The 26,528-nt window shown below is 61.5% G+C and carries 25 protein-coding genes and 1 pseudogene; 17 read left to right on the top strand and 9 right to left on the bottom strand.

Annotation, left to right across the window (positions count from 1 at the left end):
• Positions 1–329: 329 nt before the first annotated feature.
• The 6 genes and pseudogenes from ASG57_RS15645 to ASG57_RS15620 all read right to left on the bottom strand — a co-directional run bounded on the left by ASG57_RS15645 (position 330) and on the right by ASG57_RS15620 (position 6,958).
• A complete protein-coding gene (locus ASG57_RS15645) occupies positions 330–1,214 on the bottom strand; it encodes a DUF3991 and TOPRIM domain-containing protein (RefSeq protein ID WP_057196786.1) in 885 nt (294 codons plus the stop codon).
• A gap of 430 nt (positions 1,215–1,644) precedes the next feature.
• On the bottom strand, positions 1,645–2,172 hold the full coding sequence (locus ASG57_RS39990; protein WP_502690794.1) for a tyrosine-type recombinase/integrase: 528 nt from the start codon (positions 2,170–2,172) through the stop codon (positions 1,645–1,647).
• A gap of 389 nt (positions 2,173–2,561) precedes the next feature.
• Positions 2,562–3,509 (bottom strand): tyrosine-type recombinase/integrase, encoded by a 948-nt coding sequence (locus ASG57_RS15635; RefSeq protein WP_057196769.1) that lies wholly within the window; start codon positions 3,507–3,509, stop codon positions 2,562–2,564.
• A 14-nt stretch (positions 3,510–3,523) separates the two neighbouring features.
• Positions 3,524–4,447, bottom strand: coding sequence for a tyrosine-type recombinase/integrase (locus ASG57_RS15630; RefSeq protein ID WP_230646670.1), 924 nt, complete (start codon positions 4,445–4,447; stop codon positions 3,524–3,526).
• Positions 4,448–4,869: 422 nt separating this feature from the next.
• Positions 4,870–5,049, bottom strand: coding sequence for a hypothetical protein (locus tag ASG57_RS15625; protein WP_057196767.1), 180 nt, complete (start codon positions 5,047–5,049; stop codon positions 4,870–4,872).
• 441 nt (positions 5,050–5,490) lie between these two features.
• Positions 5,491–6,958 (bottom strand): annotated as a pseudogene (locus ASG57_RS15620) (replicative DNA helicase).
• Between the two features lie 429 nt (positions 6,959–7,387).
• On the opposite strand from ASG57_RS15620, the gene ASG57_RS15615 reads away from it, so the two are divergent.
• The gene (locus tag ASG57_RS15615) at positions 7,388–7,645 is read left to right on the top strand and encodes a WGR domain-containing protein (protein WP_057196766.1); all 258 of its coding nucleotides are present in this window, start codon (positions 7,388–7,390) and stop codon (positions 7,643–7,645) included.
• 78 nt (positions 7,646–7,723) lie between these two features.
• Here ASG57_RS15615 and ASG57_RS15610 read toward each other — a convergent pair whose 3' ends face one another.
• Positions 7,724–8,455 (bottom strand): autoinducer binding domain-containing protein, encoded by a 732-nt coding sequence (locus ASG57_RS15610; protein ID WP_057196765.1) that lies wholly within the window; start codon positions 8,453–8,455, stop codon positions 7,724–7,726.
• A 204-nt stretch (positions 8,456–8,659) separates the two neighbouring features.
• On the opposite strand from ASG57_RS15610, the gene ASG57_RS15605 reads away from it, so the two are divergent.
• The 15 genes from ASG57_RS15605 (at position 8,660) to ASG57_RS15535 (ending at position 23,082) form a co-directional block, all read left to right on the top strand.
• Positions 8,660–9,295: an acyl-homoserine-lactone synthase gene (locus ASG57_RS15605; RefSeq protein ID WP_057196764.1), complete on the top strand. Its 636-nt coding sequence runs from the start codon at positions 8,660–8,662 to the stop codon at positions 9,293–9,295.
• 39 nt (positions 9,296–9,334) lie between these two features.
• On the top strand, positions 9,335–9,904 hold the full coding sequence (locus ASG57_RS36765) for a lysozyme family protein (RefSeq protein ID WP_061028178.1): 570 nt from the start codon (positions 9,335–9,337) through the stop codon (positions 9,902–9,904).
• 75 nt (positions 9,905–9,979) lie between these two features.
• A complete protein-coding gene (locus ASG57_RS15595) occupies positions 9,980–10,276 on the top strand; it encodes a TrbC/VirB2 family protein (RefSeq protein ID WP_036029551.1) in 297 nt (98 codons plus the stop codon).
• Positions 10,276–10,617: a VirB3 family type IV secretion system protein gene (locus ASG57_RS15590; protein ID WP_057196762.1), complete on the top strand. Its 342-nt coding sequence runs from the start codon at positions 10,276–10,278 to the stop codon at positions 10,615–10,617. The genes ASG57_RS15595 and ASG57_RS15590 overlap by 1 nt, the downstream gene beginning before the upstream one ends.
• Positions 10,607–12,973 carry a VirB4 family type IV secretion/conjugal transfer ATPase gene (locus ASG57_RS15585; RefSeq protein WP_057196761.1) on the top strand — a complete coding sequence of 789 codons (2,367 nt, stop codon included), beginning with the start codon at positions 10,607–10,609 and terminating at the stop codon, positions 12,971–12,973. Before ASG57_RS15590 ends, ASG57_RS15585 begins: the two co-directional genes overlap by 11 nt.
• A complete protein-coding gene (gene virB5 / locus ASG57_RS15580; protein WP_057196760.1) occupies positions 12,970–13,692 on the top strand; it encodes a P-type DNA transfer protein VirB5 in 723 nt (240 codons plus the stop codon). Before ASG57_RS15585 ends, virB5 begins: the two co-directional genes overlap by 4 nt.
• Positions 13,689–13,934: an EexN family lipoprotein gene (locus ASG57_RS15575; protein ID WP_057196759.1), complete on the top strand. Its 246-nt coding sequence runs from the start codon at positions 13,689–13,691 to the stop codon at positions 13,932–13,934. Before virB5 ends, ASG57_RS15575 begins: the two co-directional genes overlap by 4 nt.
• A gap of 11 nt (positions 13,935–13,945) precedes the next feature.
• The gene (locus tag ASG57_RS15570) at positions 13,946–14,932 is read left to right on the top strand and encodes a TrbL/VirB6 family protein (protein ID WP_057196758.1); all 987 of its coding nucleotides are present in this window, start codon (positions 13,946–13,948) and stop codon (positions 14,930–14,932) included.
• Positions 14,933–15,278: 346 nt separating this feature from the next.
• Positions 15,279–15,950, top strand: coding sequence for a VirB8 family type IV secretion system protein (locus ASG57_RS15565; protein ID WP_057196757.1), 672 nt, complete (start codon positions 15,279–15,281; stop codon positions 15,948–15,950).
• Positions 15,947–16,798, top strand: coding sequence for a P-type conjugative transfer protein VirB9 (virB9, locus tag ASG57_RS15560; RefSeq protein ID WP_057196756.1), 852 nt, complete (start codon positions 15,947–15,949; stop codon positions 16,796–16,798). The genes ASG57_RS15565 and virB9 overlap by 4 nt, the downstream gene beginning before the upstream one ends.
• Positions 16,799–16,810: 12 nt before the next feature.
• A complete protein-coding gene (gene virB10 / locus ASG57_RS15555; protein WP_057196755.1) occupies positions 16,811–17,956 on the top strand; it encodes a type IV secretion system protein VirB10 in 1,146 nt (381 codons plus the stop codon).
• Positions 17,953–18,984: a P-type DNA transfer ATPase VirB11 gene (gene virB11 / locus ASG57_RS15550; protein WP_057196754.1), complete on the top strand. Its 1,032-nt coding sequence runs from the start codon at positions 17,953–17,955 to the stop codon at positions 18,982–18,984. Before virB10 ends, virB11 begins: the two co-directional genes overlap by 4 nt.
• On the top strand, positions 18,950–20,896 hold the full coding sequence (locus ASG57_RS15545) for a type IV secretory system conjugative DNA transfer family protein (protein ID WP_057196753.1): 1,947 nt from the start codon (positions 18,950–18,952) through the stop codon (positions 20,894–20,896). Before virB11 ends, ASG57_RS15545 begins: the two co-directional genes overlap by 35 nt.
• Positions 20,880–22,040: an LPD7 domain-containing protein gene (locus tag ASG57_RS15540; protein ID WP_057196752.1), complete on the top strand. Its 1,161-nt coding sequence runs from the start codon at positions 20,880–20,882 to the stop codon at positions 22,038–22,040. Before ASG57_RS15545 ends, ASG57_RS15540 begins: the two co-directional genes overlap by 17 nt.
• 478 nt (positions 22,041–22,518) lie before the next feature.
• The gene (locus ASG57_RS15535; protein WP_057196785.1) at positions 22,519–23,082 is read left to right on the top strand and encodes a LemA family protein; all 564 of its coding nucleotides are present in this window, start codon (positions 22,519–22,521) and stop codon (positions 23,080–23,082) included.
• Between the two features lie 51 nt (positions 23,083–23,133).
• Here the strand turns inward: ASG57_RS15535 and ASG57_RS15530 are convergent, their stop codons facing one another.
• Positions 23,134–23,739: a class I SAM-dependent methyltransferase gene (locus tag ASG57_RS15530; RefSeq protein WP_057196751.1), complete on the bottom strand. Its 606-nt coding sequence runs from the start codon at positions 23,737–23,739 to the stop codon at positions 23,134–23,136.
• A 175-nt stretch (positions 23,740–23,914) separates the two neighbouring features.
• Complete coding sequence (locus tag ASG57_RS38710) at positions 23,915–24,133, bottom strand: hypothetical protein (RefSeq protein ID WP_200948563.1); 219 nt, start codon at positions 24,131–24,133, stop codon at positions 23,915–23,917.
• Positions 24,134–24,523: 390 nt separating this feature from the next.
• On the opposite strand from ASG57_RS38710, the gene ASG57_RS15520 reads away from it, so the two are divergent.
• The gene (locus tag ASG57_RS15520) at positions 24,524–26,404 is read left to right on the top strand and encodes a cytochrome c/FTR1 family iron permease (RefSeq protein ID WP_057196750.1); all 1,881 of its coding nucleotides are present in this window, start codon (positions 24,524–24,526) and stop codon (positions 26,402–26,404) included.
• Positions 26,405–26,528 lie beyond the last annotated feature (124 nt).

The raw sequence follows: 26,528 nt of genomic DNA, 5'->3' as shown, positions 1-26,528 counted from the left end.
GGCGGCTCCTCTTGGCCTGGCCGGACTGACAGCGCGAGCGATCCGCCTGATCTCTTCGTCACTTCAGTCCTTCATCACACCTCCTCGCCGGCCGCATCGAAGATCCGGCGGGTCAAGGGCCGCGGAACGCGGGCGAAGCTTCACCCTTGACGCGCCGGTCGCGCATGCGGCAGCGCTCATTCCCACTTCATTTCCTCTCCCTCATTGTTCGATCTCCTTTTCCTTTGCTCAACACCAAGGCGTCAGAGAACCACTCATGCGGAGGCCTTGGTGCGGCGCCGCCACGCAGCCCGCGCGTCGCTCTCGCGCGCTACATCAAGAGTTAGCCGTCAGGCCCTTAAATCCTCATTCCAGTCGCCCGCGCACGGCCGCAATCGGTCATACCGCGCCCTTGCATCCGCCGCGACGACGCGAACACGGTCGGCGTAGATGTCGCCTTGCCGATTGTTGTCGGTTGCTGCCACGAGCCAAGCGCTGGCGCGCTCGGCGAGGCCGCGAATGGCGTCATCGGTCGCGGGCGACCAACCGCCGCCGGTGCTGACATAAAGGGTGTCAGGGCGCAGGGCCTCGATCGCGGCGAGGCTCATGGCATCGATGGCCGCCTCGGTGATACAGATCCGCTCGGACTCCCCCGGCCCGAAGCGAAAAAGCTTCTTGCCGCCGTTCGTGGCGAAGCCCCGCCATGCCGGTCCACGCTCCTCCCAGCCTGTGAGCGCTCCAGCAGAATCGATATGCGCCGCCCACATGCTGCCTTGGGGACCCTCTCGCAACCGGTCGCTGGCGACCGCCTGCTTCACGATGTCTGCTGGCAGTCCGCGCTCGCCGGTGAGATAGCGCCAGGCTGGCGAACCGGGGCGCGGCCTGAAGCGATGTCCCCACCGCTCTATAATGGACGCAAGGGCCTTGGGCCTTTCCGGGTGCTGCCATGCTGGTGCGCTTGGAACGAAGCCAACCACATCCGCAACACGGTCACATGCCTCGACGAAACCGTCGGCGCCGAGGTGTTCGGCAAGCGAAAATACGTCCCCTTTTGCCGGCGACAAGGGATCGAACCAGCCGCGGCCCTGGTGGATGACGATGATGATGTTGCTGTCGCGGCGATACTTGATCGCGCGCCGCGTGCTTTCCTTGACGTCGACCTTCCAGCCGTCTTTCTCCAAAAGGGCCGCGCAGCCAACCTTTTCTCGCAGCTCTTCAATTTCTCTCTTGTCCATTGTCTGCACCGGCGTCGCGCAGGCGACGTCCGGTCCCTCCTTCTGTTGGTCTCACCTGTTCCTAGCCTTGCGGCACATCCCCGACCGGCCGCGAAGCCTGCCGGGCGCAAGGGCGCGCGGACAAGCTGTCGAATTTGTCAGATAGCTGGGCGCGGCGAAGCTTCCCTTGCAGCCGGCATGGCGCCAGCGGCAGCCGGTCACCCGGCTCAATGAGCCGGGCACCAGGGGTCGTATTCATGGTTATGCGGATGTGAGCATAACCATGATTATGATCCATGGGAGATTATGGACAGCTCCGACTGAGAATGCCTGGGATAGCGCAGTCCGGCTCGAAGCCGGACTGCGCATAATCACAGCGATTGGAGGAAAGCCATAAGTTGGTCCGGTGGTTGATATCGTGCCGGTGCAGCCGTGATCGGCTGGAGCCGACTCAAAGCGGCCTCTTCATGGCGAGATCTGCCTCCAAGTAGATGTGCGTCGTGCTCGGATCCTCGTGTCCGAGCCACAGCGCGATGACGGTGATCTCCACGCCCGACTGTAGCAGGTGCATCGCTGTCGTATGGCGGATCGTGTGTGGCGAGATTGCCCGTTCAGCCAGGGGCGGGATCTGGCGCGCTGCCTGCGCGACTGCCAGTGCGAGTCGCTGAGCCGCCCTGGACCGCGATAGCCGGCCGCCTGCTTTGCTTGGGAACAGATACCCCTGTGGGCCGGCGTCTTGCAGATGGCGACGCCACTGCCGGAGTGTAGCGGCCGTCGCCTTCCAGAGTGGGACGCTCCGTCGCTTTCTCCCCTTGCCGTGGAGATGAGCGACTGGCGAGACATCCAGCACCACGTCGCCAGCCCGGAGGTTGATCGCCTCGGAGATCCTGGCTCCGGTGTTGTAAAGGAACGTAAACAGGGCCTGATCGCGCCGCCCAGCCCATGTTGCGCAGTCCGGCGCCGCGATGATCGCGTCCATTTCAGCGCGGGACAGGAAACCGAGTACAGGCTTGTCGTGACGCTTCTGCGGGACGGCAAGGCTGCGCTCAATGACCGCAAGCACGGTCAGATCTTCGTGGGCGGCATACTTCAAGAACGTGCGGATCGCCGACAGGCGCGCGTTACGGCTCCGTACGCTGTTCTTCCGCTCGCGCTCGAGGTGATCGAGGAAGGCGAGGATCAGCGTCGCGTTCAGGTCGGCGAGGGCGAGGTCGGTCGGCGCTTTGCTTATCGCCTTCTCCGCGAACGCGAGCAGCAGCTTTGAACGTGTCGCGGTAGGCCGCGACCGTGCTGGGACTGACTGCACGCTGTTGGCGCAGATGATCGACGAAGAAGCGCTGGAGGAGCATCGGGAACGAGGGGATCATGTCAGTCACGACCCGCCTCCCCGCACTGCGGTACAAGCGCCTCGAAGCGATCGCCGGCCAGCGCCATGAGCTCGGGCACAGCCTGCAAGTACCAATAGGTGTCGCCGAGATTGACGTGGCCGACGTAGGTCGAGAGCGCCAGCATTGTGTTGTCAATGTCAGCGCCTTCGGCCTGCCAGAGCATCAGCCGCCGGCAAATGAAGGTGTGCCGCAGATCGTGGATACGGATGAACCGATGGCCGCCGCGCGGCACGATGCCGAGGTCTGCCGTCAGCCGGAGCCACGCGCGGCGCACGGCCCCGTAGCCCAGAGCTTCACCGCTGCGCTCGTCGAGAAAAAACGGCGCAGAATGGTCGGTCGCGCCGAGCCTCGCTCGGGTGCGCAGGTAATCTCGCAAAGCTGCTGACGCGGTCGGGTGCAACGGAACCATGCGTGTCCTCCCGAATTTGGATTGCTTCACCGTGATCTGCGTTGCAGCCTCGTCGAGCTCTCCGCAGCGGAGACACAGCGCCTCCGAAATGCGCAGACCCGCCGCCGCAAGCAGACCAAGGAGCGTCGGGAACGTCGCCGGGCCGGCACCGAACACTGGCGGAAGAGCACGCGCGGCTCCGATGATCGCGTTCACCTCGTCCGGTGTGAAGATGTGTGGCGCTAGGCGGCGCTTCGAGCGCCCGAAGGGTGAGCCTTCGGGGAAGGTGGTTCCTGACTCGGCACCAGCCAGATGACGCGCAAATGGCCGGAGTACGTTGAGCCGCTGCGCCCAGGTGAAGGGATCGGCATGCATCGCCTCCTCCTTCGCCCAGCGCAGCACGAGGGCGGACGTGAGCGGACCTTGGTGGCCGCTTGCGTCGGCGAAGCGGGCGAAGGCGAGCGTGAGATTGCCCGACCGATCCAGCACGAATCCGAGGCGGCGGCGCTCGGCGAGGTAGGCCTTGGCGCGCGCGAGCATTGTGACGGGGGTGCTCATGCGGCCGCTCCAGGCCAGGGCAGCGCGACGGCCGACAGCCGCGTGATGTCAACCCGCGCATAGCCCGCGGAGGTGACGATGCTTCGGTGACGTAGAACGTCAGCGATCTGCTTCATTGGCACGCCGCTGTTGACCAGCCGGCTTGCGAGCGTGTGACGGAGGATGTGAACGCGGCTCCGGTCCCAGCCCAGCCGGGCATAGTCGGCGTGAAGCGTCTTCTGCACGACACGTCTACCAACGGGCTCGCCGAGCGGCGCGACGTGGCGGACGAACACTTCTCGTTGGGCGGTTGCCGGCCGCTCGTGGAGGACATAATCGACAATCGCTTCGCCGGTCGCGAGCGAGAGCGGGAGTACGTCGGACCGCCGGGCCTTGCCGGCAGGCACCCTTACGATGCCTTCCTCCCAGTCAATGTCATCAAGGGTTAGTCGGATGACCTCGCTCGAACGCAAGCCGAGATCGGCCAGGCAGCGCACGATGGCGTAGCCTCGCCGGCGCGACGGACAAGGCCGGTCAAACGCCGAGAACAGCTGCTCGACATCGGCGGCCGACAGGGCCTCCGGGAGCTCGGCATCCCGCCAGAATGCCGGGCGCGGCACCGCTTTGAGGAGATGAGCAACGTCGTCGCCGAGCAGTGCGCGATAACGGAGATAGCAGCGGACTGCCCCACCCATGACACGGATCGTGCTGGTGCTCCAGCCGGCGTCGCCAAGGACGAAGGCGCGAACGGCATTGGGCGTGATGACGCTCAGATCGATCGGTTGTGTGCTAAACTGCTCCCGGAGCAGGCGTCGAATGATGCGGCGGCGGTGATCGCGCGTGCCCTGCGTCAGTCCCCAGATCTCGTTCATTTTAGCGTCGAACTGGGCGAGCTCCACCTCGATGGCGTTGGGTGCTGGAGACGCGACAATGCAATGCATGCGCAGAACGCGCAGCAAATTGTTAATCGCCGCCCTGTTGAGGATGAGGCCACGCGGGACCGGGGGCTCGCATGAGCAGATCGCCAGGTGGCCGGTGAGGAAACGGCCGATCCGAGCCTCGTCGATGTTGCTTGGTCCAGCGTCTTCACTGTGCAACCAGTCGCCGAAATGAAGAGCACAGGCGGTATATCGACGGCGACGCTTAGCTCCGTAGCGGCCGCGAGCGAGGTAATCCGTATAAAGGCCCATGATGGGCCAGAGAACATTGTCCGGATCTTCGGTCCTGAGAAGGCGTCGGGATATGGGCATGCTCGATCTCCGTCGTTGGGAGTTTGAGCAGGCCCTCGGATTATGTGCAGTTCAATCGAAGATGCGCCGAACGATAGGCTCGGCACATCAAGGATTTGTCTCGGGCGACAGCCTTAGCTGTCCATAATCTCCCATGGATCATAATCATGGACGATGGCGTCCTGGTCGCCCTCGTATTCGCTGGAGACCATCACACCGAATTCGTTCTCAGCCTGGAAAAGGATGACCGGCACCATCAGCGTGCGGGCCAGATCGAAGGCGTGGTTCTGAGCGAGGGCGAGATTGTGCGACATCGAAAGGCTCCCGTCTTGCGGCGGGGACCATCCCCGCTCGACAGGCGCCGACGTGTTCGGGGGCGGTCGCGGTCACCTCGTAGGCGAAGCCGAAGAGGTCGCACGCTTGCGTAGCGAACCCCTTGCGGGTTGATCGTGGAAGGCCGCACCAGAACCAAGGAAAGCCCATTCGAGAGCGGGGCTGGTCCTTCTCCGAAAGCATCGTGTGCCGCACTGCACATCTTTCATCCGCGGGCCCTTGCCGACCAGATCGCGACGCGAGAACAAGTGTGATCCTTGTTGTTGAAGCAGCGAGGCGCGTTCGATGCCTACGAACGAGCGTGGGTCAGCTTGACAGGCGTGGGTTCGGAGTTAGCGCGGCGAGAATAGCGCTCGTTTGGTTTGCCCTACCGGATCGCTGCACCGGGCAGAGCGTGAATGAAGAGCCAGTATCGGCAAGACTTAGTCTGATCGGCGTGGCAAGCGATTGTGTTCGGCAAGATCGAAGAAGCGGGTGAACTCACCTTGAAAGGTCATAGCCACGGTCCCGGTGGGACCATGCCGCTGCTTAGCTATGATGATCTCTGCTTTGCCGCGCGCATCGCTCATTTCTGTTTCCCAAGCGAGGTACTCGTCGGTGCCGGGCTTCGGCTCCTTGTTTTTGAGATAATATTCTTCACGAAACTCTTGTTCAATCGAGCCAGACTCGCGGAGATCTGAGAGTTGCGGGCGTTTTTCATCGCGGTTCTCGACCAAGCGTGAAAGCTGGGATAGCGCAATGACTGGCACATTAAGTCCTTTGGCGAGCGCTTTTAGGCCGGTCGTAATCTCAGTGATCTCCTGCACGCGGTTCTGCGCCGCACGCGGTGACTTGCCCTGCATGAGCTGGATATAGGACAATAATGAGGTGCAGTCCTCGTTGTCGTTTCAAACGGCGCGCGCGGGCCGCGAGTTGAGCGATGGAGACGGCGCCAGTTTGATCGATGAGGAGCGGCAGACGCCGCATCCTTTGACGGCAATCGAGCAGCTTACCGAAAGCTGCCTCGTCGATGTCGCCACGCCTGATATTGGAGGACGGGATCTCCGTCTGCTCCGAGATTACGCGAGTGGCGAGTTGCTCCGACGACATCTCCAGAGAAAAGAAAGCAACGACGCCACCAGCCGCGGGTTTAGTCGAGACACCGACTTGCTGTGCCGCATCGTAGGCGCTGGCAACATTGAAAGCTATATTGGTGGCTAGAGACGTCTTTCCCATGCCGGGCCTACCAGCAATGATGATGAGGTCCGTTGGCTGAAGGCCTCCCATTTTTGCATCGAGGTCCTTGAGGCCGGTTGCGAGGCCAGAAAGCCTGCCATCGGACTGGTACGCTTGCACGGCCCGATCAATGGCGCTGTCGAGTGCGGTCTCGAACGTCTCGAAGCCTCCGCCATAGCGCCCCGTTTCGGCGATTTCGTATAGTAGCTGCTCGGCATGCTGAATCTGATCTGCTGGAGCGCAATCGATGGGTGCTTCAAATGCGCCATTGAGCATGTCCTCGGCGATCCTGATCAACTCACGTCGCACGGCTAGATCGTAGACCGTCCGGCCGTAATCGACCGCATTGATGATCGTCGTCGCCTCCGCGGCCAAGCGCGCGAGATACTGCGCCATCGATATTCCAGCCACATCAAGAGTGGCGGGAAAGAAGGTCTTCAGCGTGATCGGATTGGCCACCTTGTTCGAGCGGATCAGCTCGCTGATCACCTCAAAGATGCTCCCGTGCAGCGGCTCAAAGAAATGATTCGCCTTCAGGAAATCCGCAACACGATGAAAGGCGTCGTTGTTGATCAGCATAGCACCGAGCAGCGCTTGCTCGGCTTCGATATTGTGCGGCGGCTGGCGGTACGGAGGAGCCTCTGACGGCGTCAGTTTGAAAGCGGCTTCTGCCATGTTGGTCCCCCATCCACCCGATGTTGAAATGCAGGACCTACGACGAACAAGGGATCATGCAGGGGATAGGTAACGAATCGCCCCCCAGCGAGGAAGTGTACCGCCAATAGGGGTAAAACCAATCGATTCGCCCCTTCCAGATCGGGGCAGAGTTTGTTGGTTGGGCCGCTCGCCCGTTCGCGTCAGGGATGGCAGCCCGTAAGGGGGAAGACCCGCTCGCGGGGCTTCAGCGCAGCCTCCAGCCCGGCCCGCAGGGCGACGCCCGCTTTCTTCGCAGTCAGAGGCGCACAACAGCCGATATATTATCCGAGACCGGTCGTTGCGCACCCTCCATGCCTTTCATCACCGGTATTAAAATTCTGAATCGATAGGCCTGATCGATTCGATAACTTAATTGGACGGCGGTTTCGACAGTTGCGATTCTTGCGCATGTCCGAACTCACGGTGCCATACCTCGTGCTCCAACGGTGCGATCCGGCCCGCAATATGGCCAGATTCTATGTCCTCACGATCGAACCGACTCTGTTCGGTGATACGGCGTTGGTGCGCGAATGGGGGCGTCTCGGCAAACGCGGCCGCCGGCGGATGGATCTTTTTGCCGGGAAGGTCCAGGCCGTCGAAGCGCTCGAGGCTTGGCTGGTCCGCAAAAGACGCCGTGGTTATGTTCCAAAGAATCCCGCGCCTTGAATGCAACCACCCAACCTACCATCCTGATTGAACCGTCGATCTTGGAACTTCTTACAAGCGGGACAGCTATTTTGCGCATTACGGGAGCAATCCCTGCCGAAACGCGAGCGCCACAGCGTGGGGAAGGGTTGATGCAGCAAGATTTCCCCTTGCGTTGTCCAGATGGAACTTTACGCCGCGTGAAGAAACACCAAGAAGATCCGCGATGTCCTGCATCGTCTTGCCATCTGAGATCAAGGCGAGGCACTGCCGCTCGCGCTGAGTCAAGGGGCTTACCTGCTTCCCGTTTGGGGACGTGCGTTCAACTCTGGAGGCGCTCACATGCGCATGGTAGGTGAGACCCAGCCTTTCCAACATGTCCTGCGAGCTCTCGATGAAACGATCGAGTCCCAGGCTGCGCTCGTCAACCGCCAGCGTAAACGCCGCGAACTGGTTCTGACTCGAGGGAATGCGAACCGTCAGGCCAGTCCTGATCTTGAAGCTGAGCGCATCGTCAAACAGACGGCGCTCTTTCGCTGATTTTGCACTTCGCGCTTCACGTCCATCCCACAGGAACACCCGGCTCGTGTTTCGCGGTTCCTGAAGAACGGGGTCGATGTTGTGATACCCTTCCCGAAAATAGTGGCTGGTCCAGCTCTTCGGATAGGAAGAGATCAGATTGGGGCCATTGGCGCGCTGACCAAAATAAGCGAACCACCGGAATCCCAGGGCATGCGCAGCTCGTTCCGCGACACGCCGAAAATCATCTTCCGTATGGGCAGCGTGCAGACAATCGACAAATTCATCGCATGCTCTTTTGACATCTTTCATTGCGCCACTTCAGTCGCTTCTTAGTTCCCACAACGCGAACAATCTGACGATTCGCGTTTCACGTGCAGGCGTGTATTGCGACGTTGCGGCAGCTTTGCGGCAAGAACGATTCCAAACACCCCCTGTCAGAACTGACAGCGCAACGCCGTGACCGTGGCTGCTTTCTTGATCTCGAAGCTGTGATTCGTAAGTTTGAGGTTAAGAATGAAGGTCATTGTGCGTAGCCGTCCGGCACTCCTGCACGACTCCGAACTAACGCTGGGAATGCATCGCCTGCGAGGGCGCGTGTTCAAGGATCGGCTCGACTGGGACGTCTCTGTTTCCAACGGACTGGAGATCGATCAGTACGACACCTTCAAGCCGACATATCTGCTGGCACTCGAGCGGACCGAGGTCGTGGGTTGTGTTCGCCTGCTGCCGACCACTGGGCGCAACATGCTCGCCGATACGTTCCCGGTGTTGCTGGATGGCAACCCGGCGCCGAAGGCGACGACGGTTTGGGAGAGCTCGCGCTTTTGCGTTGACACAAAGACTGTTGCGGCAACAGCAGAGAATGGTCTGCGCAAAGCGACGTTCCTGCTGTTTGCAGCCATGATCGAATGGGGGCAGCAACGCGACCTTCAGGCCATCGCAACCGTCACTGATCTGCGCATGGAACGCATCCTGCGCCGGGCCGGATGGCATCTCGATCGCCTCGGCACGCCTCGTCAAATCGGGCCGACCAAAGCCGTCGCTGGATTGCTGCCCGTCACCGATAAGGCTCTCGACGCGATCCGAGCGGCCGGGCAGATCTCAGGGCACGCAATTGACGCGCCATCAAGCTTGGCGATCGCGGCCTAACATCGAACGTCCTCAGCTCCTGACAAAAAGGCTCTCGCCATGGATCCAGCAGCATTCGCGGCTCTGGTCGAACAATGCGCCCCGACGGCAATGGTCCGGCCGCTGACGGCCATCGTGCGGCAGGCGAGCTCGTTCGAGCCGCTGCTCATCACGAGCGAAGGGCGCAAACCAATTCCGATTCAAGCCACCGATCGTGACGAAGCCATCCAGCTCGCGACCGAGGCCATCGCCGCCGGCCAGCAGGTCCGAACCGGGCTCGCTCAACTTGATGCTGAGGAAACAAAGAAGGCCGGGCTGACGGCTACCACGACCTTCGATGCGTGCCAGCACATTGCTGGCCTTGGCAGATTGTTCGACGCGCGACTGCAAGCGGCGGGCATAAAAAGCGCAAACCGCGACGAGGCGATAGCGCACGTTGTCGCAAGTTTCTCGGCCAAGGCTCCCAGCCAAGCGCCCGAGCCTCGCACCCAACCGATGCCATCTGCCGATGGTGATCGCCCCACCGGCGATACGACAATCAATCGACCCGCAGCCTCTACCAGCGAGCGCCCACGTTGGGACGTCTATCGCTCCGGACTAGGCACGTCAGCCTTTGTTTACGAACGATGAGAACGCCGTCTTTTCCTCTCAACACCACAGGCGGTCCGGACCGGGGCCGGCTGCATTGCCAATCGGAGCGCTGCCATGACTTCTCCTCTTAAACACTCCGCTGCCCTGCTTTGCATGGGGGCCGTTCTCAGCATCGCGTTGGTTGAGCCGGCGCTGGCGCAGACCGCGAACATCGAAGGCGTGCTGCAGAACATCGTCAACATGCTGACCGGCAACGTCGCTCGGCTGCTGGCGACGCTGGCGGTCATCATCGTCGGTATCGCCTGGATGTTCGGCTATCTCGATCTGCGCAAGGCCGCCTATGTCGTGCTGGGCGTCGCCATCACGTTCGGCGCCTCCGAGGTGGTCTCGACCTTGACTGGGGGTCATTGATGGTCGAGGCCGCGCGTCTCACGGAGGACACCTTGTTCCTCGCCTGTACGCGTCCCGCCATGGTTGCCGGCGTCACGATGGAGGCCATGGCTCTCAACGTGATGTTCTCCTGCATCCTCTTCCTAGTGGCCGGGAGCATCGTCTACGGCTTCGTTGCGATTCCGATCCATGGTCTCTGTCGCATCATCTGCCGACACGACCCTAACATGTTCCGGATTCTAATCGCCTGGATCGAAACCCGTGGGCGCGCGCGCAACGCCGCCTTCTGGGGCGGCTCGTCCTGCACGCCACTCAAGCTCGTTCGGCGATATCGAACAAGGGACGTCGGTTATGCGCAATAGGGCGCTTAAAACCCGGGAGATCGAGCCCAACGTCTACCTGCCGTTCGGCCGGCATGTCACCGACACAGCGATCGGTCTTACAACCCGAGCCCTGCTGACTGTGATCCGGATTGACGGCACCTCGTTCGAGACTGCCGAGACGTCGGATCTGAACGATCTGCATGCTAAGCTGAATCTGACCCTGCGCAACGTTGCAGATCCGCAACTCGCCCTCTGGAGCCACCTGGTGCGCCGCCGGACATCGGTCTATCCCGACGGCGCCTTCCGGTCGACCTTTGCGACGGCACTTGACGCACAATATCGCCAACGACTTTGCAAGGAAGCGCTATTTCGCAACGATCTGTATCTGACCCTGGTTTGTCACCCCGGCCGCACGGCGACGGATACGGCGGCCGCGTTCTTTCGGCGGGTTGGCCGAAGCGTAGGGAACTCCGCCGAGGTCGACAGCGCGGCCCTGAAGCGGCTTGACGATGCTACGCGAGATATCGTTGCGGCACTCGATCGTTACGGAGCCCGCGCGGTCGGCTTGTTTGAGCGCGACGGCATCACCTTCTCAGAACCGATGGAGCTGCTCCACGCGCTCGCCTCCGGGGAATGGATGTCGATGCCATTGCCGCAAGGGCCGATCGGTCCTGCGCTCTATTCGAATCGCGTCATCTTCGGCCGCGAAGCCCTCGAGATCCGCGGGGCCGGTGGATCGCGATTCGCTGGCATGTTCGGCCTCAAGGAGTATCCGGCATCCACCCGGCCCGGCCTATTGAACGCGCTGCTGTCGGCGCCGTTTGAGCTCATCGTCACGCAATCATTCGCGTTTTTGGCGAAGGCGGACGCCAAGACGGTGCTGACGCGCAAGCAGAACCAGCTGGTCTCGGCCCAGGATCCGGCCGCCTCACAGATCGACGAGCTCTCTGACGCGCTCGACGATCTCGAATCCAACCGGTTCGTGCTTGGAGACCATCACCTCTCGCTCTTGGTCTACGCAGATACGCCGTTGCAGCTGCAGGATCATATGAGCGTGGCACGTCGCGCACTGGCCGATGCGGGTGCTGTGATCGCACGAGAAGATCTTGGACTTGAAGCCGCCTATTGGGCGCAGCTTCCTGGCCTATTCAAATACCGGGCACGCACTGGCGCGATCAACTCGCGGAATTTCGCGGCGTTCTCGCCGTTCCACACCTATCCGACCGGGCAGCCAGCGGGGAACCATTGGGGACCGGCGGTAGCGATGCTCAAGACCGCATCCGGCTCACCCTTTTACTTCTCCTTTCATTACGGCGACCTCGGCAACACCTTCATCTGCGGTCCCTCAGGATCCGGCAAAACCGTCGTGCAGAATTTTCTGCTGTCTCAGGCGGAGCGGTTAGGTGCGTCCTACGTTTTCTTCGACAAGGACCGTGGCGCCGAGATTTTCGTGCGCGCCGCCGGTGGCACCTATCTGACACTCCACAATGGTACCCCGACCGGTTGCGCGCCACTCAAGGCGCTGGAGCTGACGCCAGCGAATCTTTCCTTCCTGGGCGAACTGATCCGAAAACTCGTCACCCCGGACGATCGCCCGCTGACGGTGATCGAGGAGGAAAGGATCGATTCCGGACTGCGCGCGCTCGGTCAATTGCGCCAGTCGGAGCGATCGTTCGGGACACTGCGGGCTTTTCTCGGACAGCAGGACCGCGAGGGCATTGGTGCGCGGCTCGAGCGATGGTGCCGCGGCGCTCCCTTCGGCTGGGTGCTCGATGGCGATCACGACGCCATCGGCCTCGACGCCCGGTTCATTGGTTTCGACATGACCGATCTCCTGGATCATCCCACGGTGCGCACGCCGCTGATGATGTATCTGTTCCATCGCGTGGAGCGGCTGATCGACGGCCGGCGCCTGATCATCGACATCGACGAGTTCTGGAAGGCCCTTGGAGACGAGGCATTTCGTGATCTCGCCAACAACAAGCTGAAAACCATCCGCAAGCAGAACGGCGTCATGGTGTTCGGCACGCAGTCGCCACGCGACGCGCTCGCCTCGCCGATCGCGCATACCATTGTCGAACAATGCCCGACCCAGATCTTCCTGCCGAATGCGCGGGGAACACGCGCGGACTATGTCGACGGCTTCCATCTGACCGACACGGAATTCCGCCTGATCAAGGAGGAGCTCGCACCCGAAAGCCGGCGCTTTCTGGTCAAACAGGGGCACAACTCAGTGGTGGCGGAACTCGACCTCGGCGGCTTCGACGACGCGCTTGCCGTCTTGTCGGGGCGTACCGAAACGGTCGAGCTGCTTGATCGCATTCGCAAGCAGGTCGGCGACGACCCCGCGCGATGGCTGCCGGTATTTCACGGTGAGCGAAGGAAAACGCAATGATGGTCCAACGTAGGCCGACGGCTCTCGCCTGCCTGTCCGTTGTCACCCTGCTGACGGCCTCACCGGCCGGGGCGGAGATCGTGTTCGACCCAAGCGTCTATGCCCGGCAGTTTGAGCAACTGACGGAGCTGAAAAAGCAGGTCGATACCCTGACATCACAGCTCAAGGTCGCACAGGATCAATTGAGCCAAGCCAAGCAGCTTTATGACAGCTTCAACAAGCGAACCAACGCCAACGACATCGGCGCGCTCTTGAACACACCACAGTTTCGGAAGGTTCTGCCCCAGCAGTTCTCGGACATCGAACGGCTCGTCACGGGGCAGGGCGGCGGAAATTTTGCCGACGCCATCGACCACTATCTTTCGCAGAACCGCGCGTATGCCGGCAACAGCGGAAACTCGTACTACCAAAGCGAGCTCGACCGGATCGCCCGGCAGGCGGGCGCGAAGCACTCCATGGGCCAGGCGGTGTACGACACGGCCTCGCAGCGCATCGATGCGCTTGAGGAACTCAGGGCTCGCATCAGCTCGGCGAGCGACGCCAAGGAGATCCTCGATTTATCCGCGCGGCTGCAGGCCGAACAGGCGCTGCTGCAGAACGACGTGCTCCGAATGCAGGGTCTGGCGATGATCCAACAGGCCCGCATGGACATGGATGCTCAACGAGAGCGGGAGAGACGGCGACAACTGGTCGATGAAATGAGGGCGGCCCTGCAATGAAGACGAGCCTTGCCATTGTTCTCCTCACCGTCGCCGCGACCCTTGCGGGCTGCAACGACGTCAACAAAGGTCAAGAAGCAAAAACTGTCGGCTGGTTCTTGGATCATCGGGATGAGCTTGCGATAGCTCTCAAGGCGTGCCGCGATAATCCGGGCGAGCGCAGGAACACTCCCGACTGCATCAACGCCAATGAAGCCCGCAAGAAGGCCTTCGTCAAAGAGATGAAGGACGCCCTGAAGTAAGGACCGCCACGATGGCTGTAAACGTCTTCGACAGTTTCCTGAAGGAGTTTGAGCAACCGATCACGGCATTCGTGTCGACCTCGGTCTCGAACCTCGCCACCTACATCGACGGACCACTTCGCACCGCCGTAATGCTCTATGTTGTTCTCTATGGTTTTGCCGTGATGCGCGGCGCGATCTCCGAACCAATTATGGAATTCGCCTGGCGGGCGATGCGGATCGTGGTCGTCGTGCTGCTGGCAACGAATTCGAGCGCTTTTCAGCAATACGTCACCACCCTGTTCTTCGATTCCTTGCCAAAGGAGATCGGCAATGCGCTGGCGGGCTCCGGGCTGAATACCAGTTCCGGGGCTCCCTTCGATCAACTTCTCTCCAAAGGGATCGACGTCGCTAATAAGATCTACGATCAAGCAGGAATAACCGACGTGGCGCCGGCACTGATTGCGGGCATTCTTCTCGTTTTTGTAGCAGTCGGTTCTTTCTTGCAGTTTGCTATCCTGCTCTACGCCAAAGTAGGTCTTGGCGTCGTCATCGCGCTCGGCCCGCTCTTCATCGCACTGGGCCTATTTGAGGCAACCCGCCCGTTTACAGAAGCCTGGCTTCGGCAGCTCGCGAACTTCGTGATCCTGCTGGTCCTGGTGGTCGCTCTGGTCGGCTTGATGCTGACTACTGTCAGCGGCTTCATCGACAGGTTCGCGGCCAACGCCGGGACGGCGGGTGAGATGGTGGTGGCCGCGGTCGCCATCAGCGCAGTGCTGGGTCTGTCAGGATACATCTCACTTCAATTGCCGACCATCGCGGGCGGTCTTGCCGGGGGAGGGGCGTCTCTGGCAAGCCGACTGGTCACGAGCCCAATGATCGCCAATGCCACGGCCGCCGCCGGAGGTGCCTATGCCGGCGCCCGGTGGTCGGCCGGCCGCGGCCTCGCTGCACTCAGAGCCAGCCGTCAAGGCGGCAGCATGCGGCGCGCTCAATCGCGCGGCGCGACGGCGGCCTAAGCAAAAAAGGTCGCCAGAAGAGGCGACAGATAAAACAGGGGCATCAGAACGATGTGGCGTCGACTATTCATCATTTGCGTCATTGCATGGCAGCTTGGGGGCTGCGCGAACTGGTCAAAGGGGCCGCCCTCTTGTGATGGCCTGGCTCGGCGGCCGCTCAATCGCTCGCTGTGGGATTGGGAGGCCGGCGCACCACCGGCGACGCCGGAACCGCAAGCTTCGCCGTCCGCACCTATCATCCGGAAGGGCGAAGGCAGTCCGTCAGCACCTTCGACCCATCTCGCCGCGTCCAGCCATTCAGCCGATATTGCGGCCTCTTACCGCGCCTGTGGCAAGGAGGCGTGAGATGGTCGGGCATGATGACCTGAAAAGCTATTTCGACAATGCGCGGCGATGGGAACAGGACCTGTTACTCTCGGCCCATCGCTCGCGGCGAACAGCGTGGGTGGTTGCCGCTGGCGCCTGCGCCTTGGCGGTGGCCTCAGTGGGTGCGGTCGCAGCGCTAGCGCCGCTGAAAACGGTCGAGCCGTTCGTCATCCGGGTCGACAATGCGACCGGCATTGTCGACACCGTCTCCGCCCTTAACTCGAACCCGGCGCGCTACGACGAGGCCGTCACCAAATATTTCCTTGGGCGCTACGTTCGCGCTCGGGAAGGCTACAGCTATCCGGAGGCGGAAGCCAATTTTAGGACGATTTCGTTGCTTTCGGGGCAGGGCGAACAAGCCCGCTTCGCAGCCTGGTACCGCGGCTCCAATCCCGAAAGTCCGCAGGTCGTTCAGGGCCGCTTTGGCGTTGCCACGGTCCGGATCAAAGCGATCTCTCTCCTAGCCGACAATGTGGCGTCTGTTCGGTTCATGAAAGAGACCCGCAAGGGCGAGGAAACCCACATTACTCACTGGGTCTCGACCCTGACCTTCTCTTACGCCAACGCACCGATGTCGTCCGCCGACCGTCTGATCAATCCGCTCGGCTTTCTGGTTTCGGAGTATCGCGCCGATCCGGAGGTCGTGCCATGAAACGTTTCGCGATTTTGATGACTTTAGCTCTCGGACTTGCCGGACCCGTGCTGGCCCTGCAACAGCCGACGCCGGGCCAACACGATGCGCGCGTACGCACCGTGACCTATGATCCAGCCAATGTGGTCCGCCTCAACGGCGTCATTCGCGCCTCTACCCAGGTGGTCTTTGCCGATGACGAGGAGATTGCGCATGTTGCCATCGGCGACGCCATCGCATGGGAGGTCGCGCCCGCGGGTTCGATTCTCTTCCTCAAGCCGCGCGAAAAACATCCATCGACCAATCTGCAGGTCGTCACCACCCGGGCCGACGGGCGAAAGCGTTCCTATCAGTTCGAGTTGTCGATCGCCGAGACGACGCTCGCGGACAGCTACTTCGTCGTCCGCTTTGCCTATCCCGGCGACGAGATCGAGCGCCGGCGCGTCGAAGCGGCTGCCCGGGGCGCCGAGCGGGAAGGCGCACTGATCGATCAGACGTTTGACCTGCATCATGCCTATGGTGCGCGCAATTGGCGATTTTCGGCCCAGGGCTCGATCGACCTCGAACCCGAAGCCGTCTTCGACGACGGCAAAGAGACGACCTTCCGCTTCGCTGGCAATCGCGAGATCCCGGCGATCTACCTGATTAACTCGGACGGCTCTGAAAGTCTGGTGCCTAAGGATGTTCGCGGCGAGCTCGTGGTGGTCCACGCCACGGCTCGCGAGTTTCGGCTGCGCAAGGGCGAGACCGTGCTCTGCATCTTCAACGAAGCCTTCGATGCTGTCGGCGTCAATCCCGGCACCAACACCACGAGCCCCTCAGTCGAGCGGCGGGCGAAGAGGTCATCTCCAACCCTTAAGGCGCGATGAGGCGGGTGCAACATGACCGAGCTTGAACATGAGACGCTTGCCGGCGAACGCGGAATTACTCCGGTGGGAGGAGGGGACAATGGTCGAACGGCGATGCTCAAGCGCGGCTTCGGCGCGCTCGCGCTCACCGCATTCGCCTTCCTGATTATCTGGGGAACCTGGAAAAGCGATAAGCCGGTCAGCGAGTCCGCCCGCAAGCTCATGATCCGCCAGGCGGCGGCGTTCGAGCCGGCCGCGGAAGCGCCTGCCGCGCCCATCACCACGGCATCCATTCCGGTCGCACCTATCTCAGCCACGCCGGCGGCCCCGGCGCCGGCTCCCGACCAGATGCTCGAAAGCGCGCGGCGCGCGCCGGTGCTGGCCTACAATCGGCCGGTCGCATCGGGACGTTCGGCCCGTGACGTCCCGAGTGCAGGTGTCCCCGTTGATCCCTATGATTTTGGACGGGCCGAGCCACGCAATGAGCTTGCAGACAAGCTGAAACCTACTCCGATCGAAGGCGTCCGTGCAGCGCGGCTTCCCAATCGCAATCTTCTGGTCACCCAGGGCACGTCGATCCCTTGCGTGCTGGAGACCGCGATGTCGTCGGATGTGGCCGGCTTCGTCTCCTGTGTCGTGCTGCGCGACGTGATGTCCGATTCGGGCAACGTTGTGCTCATGGAAAAGGGCACACAAGTGGTCGGCGAATATCGGGGCAATGTCCGGCGCGGCTCCAAGCGGATGTTCGTGCTATGGGCTCGCGCCAAGACGCCGACGGGTGTCATCGTGGCGCTGGCCTCACCCGCCACAGATGCGCTCGGCCGCGCGGGGTTCGACGGCGACATCGACACGCACTTCTGGGAGCGCTTCGGCTCGGCGCTGTTGTTGTCAATCGTCGGCGATGCCTCTTCGATCGGACGCCAGCAGCTGCAAGACGGCTCGATCCAGATCAACAACACGGCTGGCGCGACCAACACGGCCGCCGGCATCGCCGTCGAGCAGTCCATCAACATCCCGCCAACGCTGAGTAAGAATCAGGGCGAGCTGGTCAATATCTTTGTCGCGCGCGACCTCGATTTCTCGTCGGTCTACCAACTCAAGCGGATCGAAAGCCGCACCCAGATTCTCGACCGCACCCTCCCCGGAGGCATCGTCGGGCCGGCTACGGTGACAAAATGAGTCAGGTCGCATCCATCGGACATGATGGCGGGCGTCTGGTGCTGGCGCGCTATCTCGAGCCGCTGGCTCCTTACCTCACGGACGACACCCTGACCGAAATTGTCGTCAACCGTCCCGGCGAGATCTTCGTGGAAGGGCCTGACGGTTGGACCCGGCATCAATCGGAAGCCCTTACGCAAACTTACCTCTCTCATCTTGCAACCGCAGCCGCAAGTCACACCCGCCAGGACATCGGGCCGGAATATCCGGTGCTCTCGACCAGCCTAATCGGCGAGGAGCGCTGTCAGATCGTTGTGCCACCCGCCGTCCCTGGTGGCATGATCAGCCTCACGATCCGCAAACCGTCAACGCTGACGATGAACCTGGACGCTCTGGAGCGGGTAAGACTGTTCGATGAGGTCCGCTCCGCCAGTGACGAGCTGGACGCTGACGAGCATCGACTGCTCGCCCTGAAAGAGGCCGGCCAATGGCGGGAGTTCCTTGAGCTTGCGGTTCGCACCCGCCGCAATATCCTGATCTCGGGGGCGACGGGTTCCGGCAAGACCACTCTGTCCAAGGCACTGATTGCCGCGATCCCGGCGCATGAGCGGCTGATCACCATCGAAGACACCGCCGAGTTGGTTATCCCGCATCAGAATTGCGTCCGGCTGCTCTATGCTAAGGATGGGCAGGGAGTAGCCAAGATCGGCCCGCGCGAACTGCTGGAATCGTCCTTGCGGATGCGGCCCGACCGCATCTTGCTGCAAGAGCTGCGCGACGGCACCGCCTTCTTCTATCTCAGGAACGTGAATTCGGGGCACCCGGGATCGATCACGACCGTTCACGCGGACAGCGCCCGCCTTGCCTTCGAACAGATGACACTGCTGGTCAAAGAGAGCGCGGAGGGACGGGACCTCCACCGCGACGATATCCGCTCCCTCTTGCTGCACCTGGTCGATGTCGTCGTCCAGATGCAGAAGCGGAACGGACGTTATCGTATATCGGAAATCTACTATGACCCCGTTCGCAAACGCGACCACGCCCGTTAAGGCGGCCCAGGGCACGGCGCTCGCGCTCGGGGCCGCCGCAGTCTTTCTGTTGGTCGCCTCGAACGTTCTGCTGCTTGGGCTTAGACTTCACGATGGCGGCTTTCACTGGTCGGAGATCGCCACAGGCTGGCCCCGTTACGGGGAGGACCCGCGCTTCGACCGTTGGCTGACGCTGTCGACCCTCGCCGGCCTGATCGTGGTCTTTGGCCTGCTCGGCGCCGTCCTCCGGCACCGGCCGCCTCCACTTCACGGCAAGGCCCGTTTCGCCTCCGAGCGCGAGATCGGGGCCGCCGGCCTGCGATCCAAAGAAGGCCTACTGCTCGGCCGAAAAGATGGAAAAATGCTTTGTTTCGGCGGATCGGAACACGTCCTCCTTTATGCCCCGACGCGCGCCGGGAAGGGTGTCGGCTATGTTATTCCAAACCTGCTCAATTGGCCGGATTCGGTTGTTGCCCTCGACGTCAAGAAAGAGAACTGGGATCGTTCGGCAGGCTTTCGCGCCGCCCACGGGCAGGAAGTCCATCTGTTCGACCCACTCGACGAGACCGGTCGCACCGCACGTTACAATCCCCTGGGCTATGTGCGCAGCGACCCCGCCGATCTCTACGACGATCTGCAGCGCATTGCAGTGATGCTGTTTCCAGCTGAAAGCCGCGGTGATCCCTTCTGGTTCGAGGCAGCTCGTTCATCCTTTGTGGCGATCGGCGGCTACGTCGCGGAAACGCCGGGCTTACCATTGACGATCGGCGAGATCCTGCGCCAGCTCTCGGCAACCCAGAATCTCAAAGCCCACTTCGACAAGATCATCGCCGACCGCAAGGCCGGTCCTTCCCCGCTGTCCCGGCACTGCATCACGGCGCTGAACGACTTCCTCGCAGCCTCCGAGAACACGTTGAACTCGGTCCGCAAGACCGTAACGGCACGGCTCGGCCTCTGGCTCAATCCTCGCATCGATGCCGCAACCTCGAGCAATGATTTCGATCTGCGGCAGCTGAGGCAGCAGCCCATGTCGATCTATCTCGGGGTCACGCCTGATAATCTTGACCGCATGGCGCCGCTATTGAACCTGTTTTTCCAGCAGGTGGTCGATCTCAACACCCGGGAGTTACCCGAACAAAACCCCAAACTGGCTCGCAAACTCCTGCTCTTGCTCGACGAATTTCCGGCGTTGGGCAATGTGAATGTATTGGCAAAATCGGTTGCCTTCGTCGCCGGGTACGGCATCCGTCTTCTCACGGTGGTCCAGAGCCCGGCGCAGCTCCGCGCGATCTACGGGGTCGATGCTGCGCGCAACTTCATGACCAACCACGCCGTGGAGGTCGTGTTTGCCCCGAAGGAGCAGGACGTAGCGAATGAGCTCTCGGAGCGCATCGGCTACGAGACTGTGAACGCCCGCAGCCGCAGCGGACCAAAAGGGCTGGCGATGCGCGCGATCAGCGAGACCGTTTCCGAGCATCGTCGCGCCCTGATGCTGCCGCAAGAGCTCAAGCTTCTTCCGAAATCCAAGGCCTTCATTCTCGGCACCGGCATTCCGCCAATCATCGCCGACAAGATCATCTATTACGAAGACAAGTCTTTTCTGGAGCGATTGCTGCCGGCGCCCGTCCCAGAACTGCCCAAGGGGCGTTCAAATGCGCTGCTGGACGCTGAACTCAAGGAGCTGCGCTCTGAGATTGCCGAGCTACGAGCAGTATTCCGAAAACGGCCAATGACCGACGAGGAGGTGGCTGATCCCTCCACGATTCCTGCCGAGGCTAGTTTCGATTTCGGGGACGTGGATGTCGATCTCGAAGGCCTATCCGAAGACGACCTCAAAGCCTGGACCCTGAAATACATCGACGCTCAGGTCATTCCGCCGGCGCGGCGGACAGGCCGCAAGCAGACGAGTGAGCAGCATGAACGACAGGCATGACGCGAGCGAGGAATTCAGCCTGGAGCGGCAACGTCGCGCGGGGCGCGTTTCCGCCCGAGAAAAGGGGGAAGACGAGATAGCAACAGCCCCCAAGAAGCCTTCATCCCCGGAGGTAACAGATAGTGCATTTCCGGACCGTATCCGGCGGAAATATTACGTAGTGGCCAGTGAATCCGAAAAGGATGGTTCTGATGCGCGGCTCTATGCCGATGAGCGGAAAGAGTACCTCGCGTTCAAGGCCACTGATGATCGCTTGGTTACCCGCATAGCAGCCGCGGAAGTGATCCGGGACATGGTCAGCGTGGCACAGCATCGCCAGTGGGAGGCAGTTCACGTCCGTGGCTCAGTAGAGTTCCGGCGGGAGGCGTGGCTCGAGGCTAGCGCGCGCGGAATAGAGGTGCAGGGCTATCAGCCAAACGAGCTTGATCGTCAGGCGCTTGCTGACCGACGAACGGCATGGGATCGAGCCCACGCCCGGACCAACGACGTAAAGACTCGCTCGGACTCCGGCAAGTCATCTCTAGGGGATAGGCTCGATTACGACAAGGGCGTTTCCGGGCGTCTGATGGAGGTCGGTTTTGGCCCGTATCGCAACCGCGCCGACGCGGAGCCGTCCACCTATGTAGCCATCGAACTGGATGATGGTCGGCGACATCAGGTGTGGGGCGTCGGCGTTGTAACTGATGTCGCAGACAGTGGCGCCAGGCCTGGCGACCGCATCTCTCTGCGAAGGGATGGCGTCGCACCCATCATCAGGTCGATCAAGTCCATAGACGCCGCCACAGGAGCCGCTGGCATTGAACGGCGCCAGATGTGGCGCAACATGTGGAAGGTGACGGTGGAGGAACGCCGTGCAGACCGAACGGCGGCCGCGCATGATTCTGACCTGCTCGCGGCCCAATCCCAGATTGTCGTCATCAACAAGCTTGTCGAACGCGCTCTGCCGAACGACGAGAATGCTCGCCAGAGCATTATGGCCTTCGCCAAGGAGCGCATCGCTCAGCACCTCGAGAAGGGGCATTCGTTTGCGCGGGCGACAGTCATGGAGCCTGTTCGAGAGCGTCATCAAGCAGGCCGCGGCGGGGAAATGGTCGCTGAAAGTCAGAGTGGCGAACGCATGAGAATGCAAGAGCGTGAGCGTTGAATGCGCGGGCTCACACATTCGATCATCTTCTACTCGGCATCAAGTCATAGCGCCGCGAGCGGTCAATCCGTCATTTAGGCAGAATCATCGGCTCGCGCTTTCTCAGCAACTATAGGCCCGCAGAGCTCATACGGCCGTCGCGACGAATCGCTCGAAGCACTGGAATCAAACTCCTAAGGTGGGGGTTCGAGCCCCCCGCTACGCCGCGCCACGATTTCCCCCGCCAAACTACGACTTTCTACGATTTCGTACTCCTGATGGTTAGGCGGTTTACGCCCGCGGGCGCAAACTGAGCTAGTTGCCGAGCGGTGATCAGGCAATCACGTTGAACGCCCTGATCGTCGCTATCCTCGTCCTGTGCATCGCAGGGTGGGGAGCTATACACGCTTTCTATGTCACCAAGAACTCAGCAGTGAGGATAGACTCCCGCCGCGTCCGCGCTACGCTACGGAACGACACCAGCTCGGGAGCCGTACGCATGTCCATTTCCGCATGGATTATTCTCGCCGTCGTCGTGGTCATCGTGCTGTTCGGGTTTGTGAGCTACAATCGGCTCGTTGCGATGCGACAGCAGTGCAATCAGGCTTTCGCCGACATCGATGTGCAGCTCAGGCAACGCCACGACCTTATCCCGAATCTCGTTGAGACCGTGAAGGGCTATGCCAGCCATGAGCGTGACACGCTCGACGCGGTGGTGCAGGCGAGGAACGCCGCGGTGGCGGCACAGGACTCAGCGACAGGGGCAGAGGCCGAATCCATGTTGGGCGGTGCGTTGCGCCAATTGTTCGCGTTGGCGGAGGCTTATCCGAGCCTCAAGGCGAACAGCAATTTCCAGCAACTCCAGAGCGACCTGACCAAAATAGAAAACAGGCTTGCCGCAGCGCGCCGCTCATTCAATGCCATGGTGCAGAGATATAACAGTATGATCCAGCAATTTCCGGTCGTGCTGTTCGCGCGCGCTCTCGGCTTTGCACCGCACGAGTTCTTTGGCCTTGGCGATCAACGCCGAGCGGTCGACGAGGCGGCACAAGTGAAGCCTTGACTGACAAGCAGACAACCCCATCTGGTCAACTCGCGGTGACGAACTCGCGGACTAATCCTTTACAGCCTCGATGCTTCTCACGATGTCGGGGTAAATGTTTTCAACGCGACGCAGTCGGAAGCCTGCCCTTTGCACATTCGCGACGGTATCCCGATTGAGCTCCGGCCCGAACCGTCGCGTCAGTTGCGACATGAGGTCCATCATGATGCCGAGCGGGCCAATGGCCGTGCTGCGGACGTGTTCGAGCATCAAAATTCGCCCGCCCGATTTCAGAACGCGGTAAAGCTCCCGCAAACCCGTGATCGGCTGAGGTACTGAACAGAACGTAAAAACTGTGGCGACGGTGTCGAAAGTCGAGTCCGGATAATCGAGGCTGTGAACGTCAGCTTCACGAAGCTCGATTGTCCCGTTGTAGGTCGCAGCTTTGATTTTGGCCCGCGCTAGCATCTTGGGGCTGATGTCGATCGAGACGATGTGCATGCCAGGCGGAAAGAACTTGAAATCGTTGCCGGTTCCGGCCGCGACATGCAGCGTCTTGCCCTGCGCCTTGGCAAGCAGCCTTTGCTTTTCCAACCCGAGACGCTTGTTGTCGACCGCGCCAAAGAAGTCGTAGGTCCGGCTGGCGCGATCCCATTTCTCCTGCGTTTGAACATCCATGGCAGGTTCCGTCAGTCCCTGGCCTCCATCACTGTTCCTCGCAACGCATAACTATAGAGCTTTATGGCGGCGGTCACTACAATTCCAAAAAATGCTCCGACGACGATTGCGGCGCTTGTCGTGCGCGAGCCAGCGGCCATCGAGTCGCGCATTGCGAATAACATGCCACCATACATCACATCCCTGTCAGTGATCCCGGCACCATAGTCTCAACAATACCAAGCATCGGCGCGAGCAAGTAGCTCAGGAGCAGCGAGACGATCGTGCCAAGGCCCATCCCGAGCAGCATTGCGACCACCATGTCCGTTCCAGGCCAGATCACAAGGCGAACGAGCAGCGCGGTTGCCATGCCGATCACCGCGCCCGCCACATAGTCACCTATTTGGAACAGCATTGTTCTCTCCTTAAGGACAGAGCACAAAGCATGTCCACTCTGCACGCGAACCATGTGCGTGCGTCGCTGACGGACGTCATCATCGCGCAGATCGACCGCCTAATCGGGAGGGAAGATAGTCGAACAAAGCGACCATCCCAAGTATAGTTATAGTGGTGTGAGACTGGCTGTCGTCGCCGCCACGGCTCGCGCCTGGTGCCGTTGGCGGCGAGCGCGTTACCGCTTGAGAAAGCGGGCGGACTAGCCTCAAAAGAAGTTGACCTAGAGCGGAATTAGAACGCCTCAAATTGCGCCGACCCGAAACAGGCGGTAGACCATCGTCGGATCCAACCTTCAACTTGGCATTCCGTGAGTCTGCTATCTTTACTGTCGCGTCTCGCAGTGATTGCCATGCTGGTCGCTCTGGTGTTCTGCGGCGCAGCGAGGGCCACGACGAGCGATGTCGAAACCACGTGGCGACTGTTGGATTACATCGCGGTGGATTACGCCGGCGCCGTGTCGCATGGGTCGGTCTCAAGTCCTTCCGAATATGCCGAGCAGAACGAGTTCGCGGCGACGATTGCCGCAAAGGTCCGTGCGCTCCCGCCGAAGCCGGAACGGCAAGCGCTTGCGACGGAGGCCGCCCGCCTGCAGCGCGCCATCGCAGACAAGGCTGATGCCGAGCAAGTCGCAGGTATAGCGCGCGGCCTGGCGGCGGCGTTGCTGGCGGCCTACCCAGTGCCGCTGGCGCCGAACAAGGTTCCGGACTTCACACGCGGTGCGACGTTATTCGGCCAGAACTGCGCCGCCTGCCATGGCGAGGCCGGGGACGGCCATGGACCAGATGCCGTCAAGCTTGATACGCCGCCCATCGCGTTCACGGACGCCGAGCGCGCTCGCCAGCGCAGCGTGTTCGCGCTCTACCAGGTGATTACCCAAGGTCTCGACGGAGCCGCGATGCCGAGCTTCGAGGGTCTTCCGACCGATGATCGTTGGGCTTTGGCGTTCTACGCCGGTCATTTCGCCTTCCCCGATCCCGCTGTGGCCGAAGGCGAGCGGCTGTGGAAGCAGGACGCCTCGCTTCGCCGGCTCGTTCCCGATCTGAAGACGCTTGTCGGCACGACGCCCGCAGCGCTCGCGAGCAAGATCGGACAGGACAAGGCCGACGCTCTCATGGTTTATTTGCGTCGTCATCCCGAGGCGATCACGCAGCAGCAGGCCGGATCGCTGTCCCTGGTGCGCAGCCGCCTGACCGAGAGCCTTGCCGCCTATCGTGCGGGAGACCGCCAGCATGCGGGCGAACTGGCCTTGTCTGCCTATCTCGATGGATTCGAGACGGTCGAACCGACGCTGGGCGCGCGTGATCGTACGCTTATGGAGCGGATCGAGGGCGCGATGGGCGACTACCGCGCCGCTATCCAGAGCGGAGAAAATGCCGATGCGCTCGCCGATCGCGTGCAGGTCCTCGACGAACTTTTTGACGATGCGGAGGCATCGCTTTCCCCGGACGCCGCGAGCGGCCTGTCAACGTTTCTCGGGGCGGCGACGATCCTGCTGCGCGAGGGACTGGAAGCGCTGCTGATCGTGGTTGCGATGATCGCCTTCCTCCGCAAGGCCGAACGGACGGAGGTCATGCCCTACGTCCATGCGGGTTGGGTGGGTGCGCTCGTCGCCGGCTTCGTGACCTGGGTCGTCGCGACCTGGGTGATCGGGATCAGCGGCGCGAGCCGGGAGCTGACGGAGGGGTTCGGGTCGGTCTTCGCCGCTGTCGTCCTGCTCTCGGTTGGCATCTGGATGCACGGCAAGGCACAAGCCGACCAATGGCAGCGCTACATTCGCGAAAAGATGGCGAAGGCGTTGTCCGGCAGTTCGGCCTGGTTGCTGTTTGGGCTTGCTTTCATCGTCGTCTATCGAGAAGTGTTCGAGACGATCCTCTTCTACGCGGCGCTGTGGAGCCAGGGAAACGGCGCTACGGTACTCGCCGGAGCACTGAGCGCGTGCGCGGCGCTGGCGGTCATCGCGTGGGCCATGCTGCGCTATAGCCGCCGGCTGCCAGTCGGCAAGTTCTTCAGTTACAGTTCGTGGCTCATGGCGGTTCTGACGGTCGTGCTGGCCGGCAAGGGTATCGCCGCCCTGCAGGAGGCCGGCATCGTCAGCATCGCGCCGCTACGCTCGGTGCCACGCATCTCGTTGGTTGGTCTATTCCCAACCATGCAAACGATCGCGGCGCAGGTACTCATGACGGCGGCTGTAGCTATTGGCTTCGCCCTCAATCGGCGAAGGGCCGCATAGGATGGAGCCTTGGGAGTGGCAGTGGGCAGGATGACAAAGCTGCCTGAATTGTGGACCGGCCGGCCCGTTGACACGTCAGGCCGCGCGGTGCCTTCAGGCTAAAGATAACAGACAGATGCAGCAC

The sequence above is a fragment of the Bradyrhizobium sp. Leaf396 genome (genome assembly GCF_001424605.1).
GTDB lineage: Bacteria > Pseudomonadota > Alphaproteobacteria > Rhizobiales > Xanthobacteraceae > Bradyrhizobium > Bradyrhizobium japonicum_C.
The sequence above is the reverse complement of the archived record's forward strand: the minus strand, read 5'-3'. Positions and strand labels throughout refer to the sequence as shown.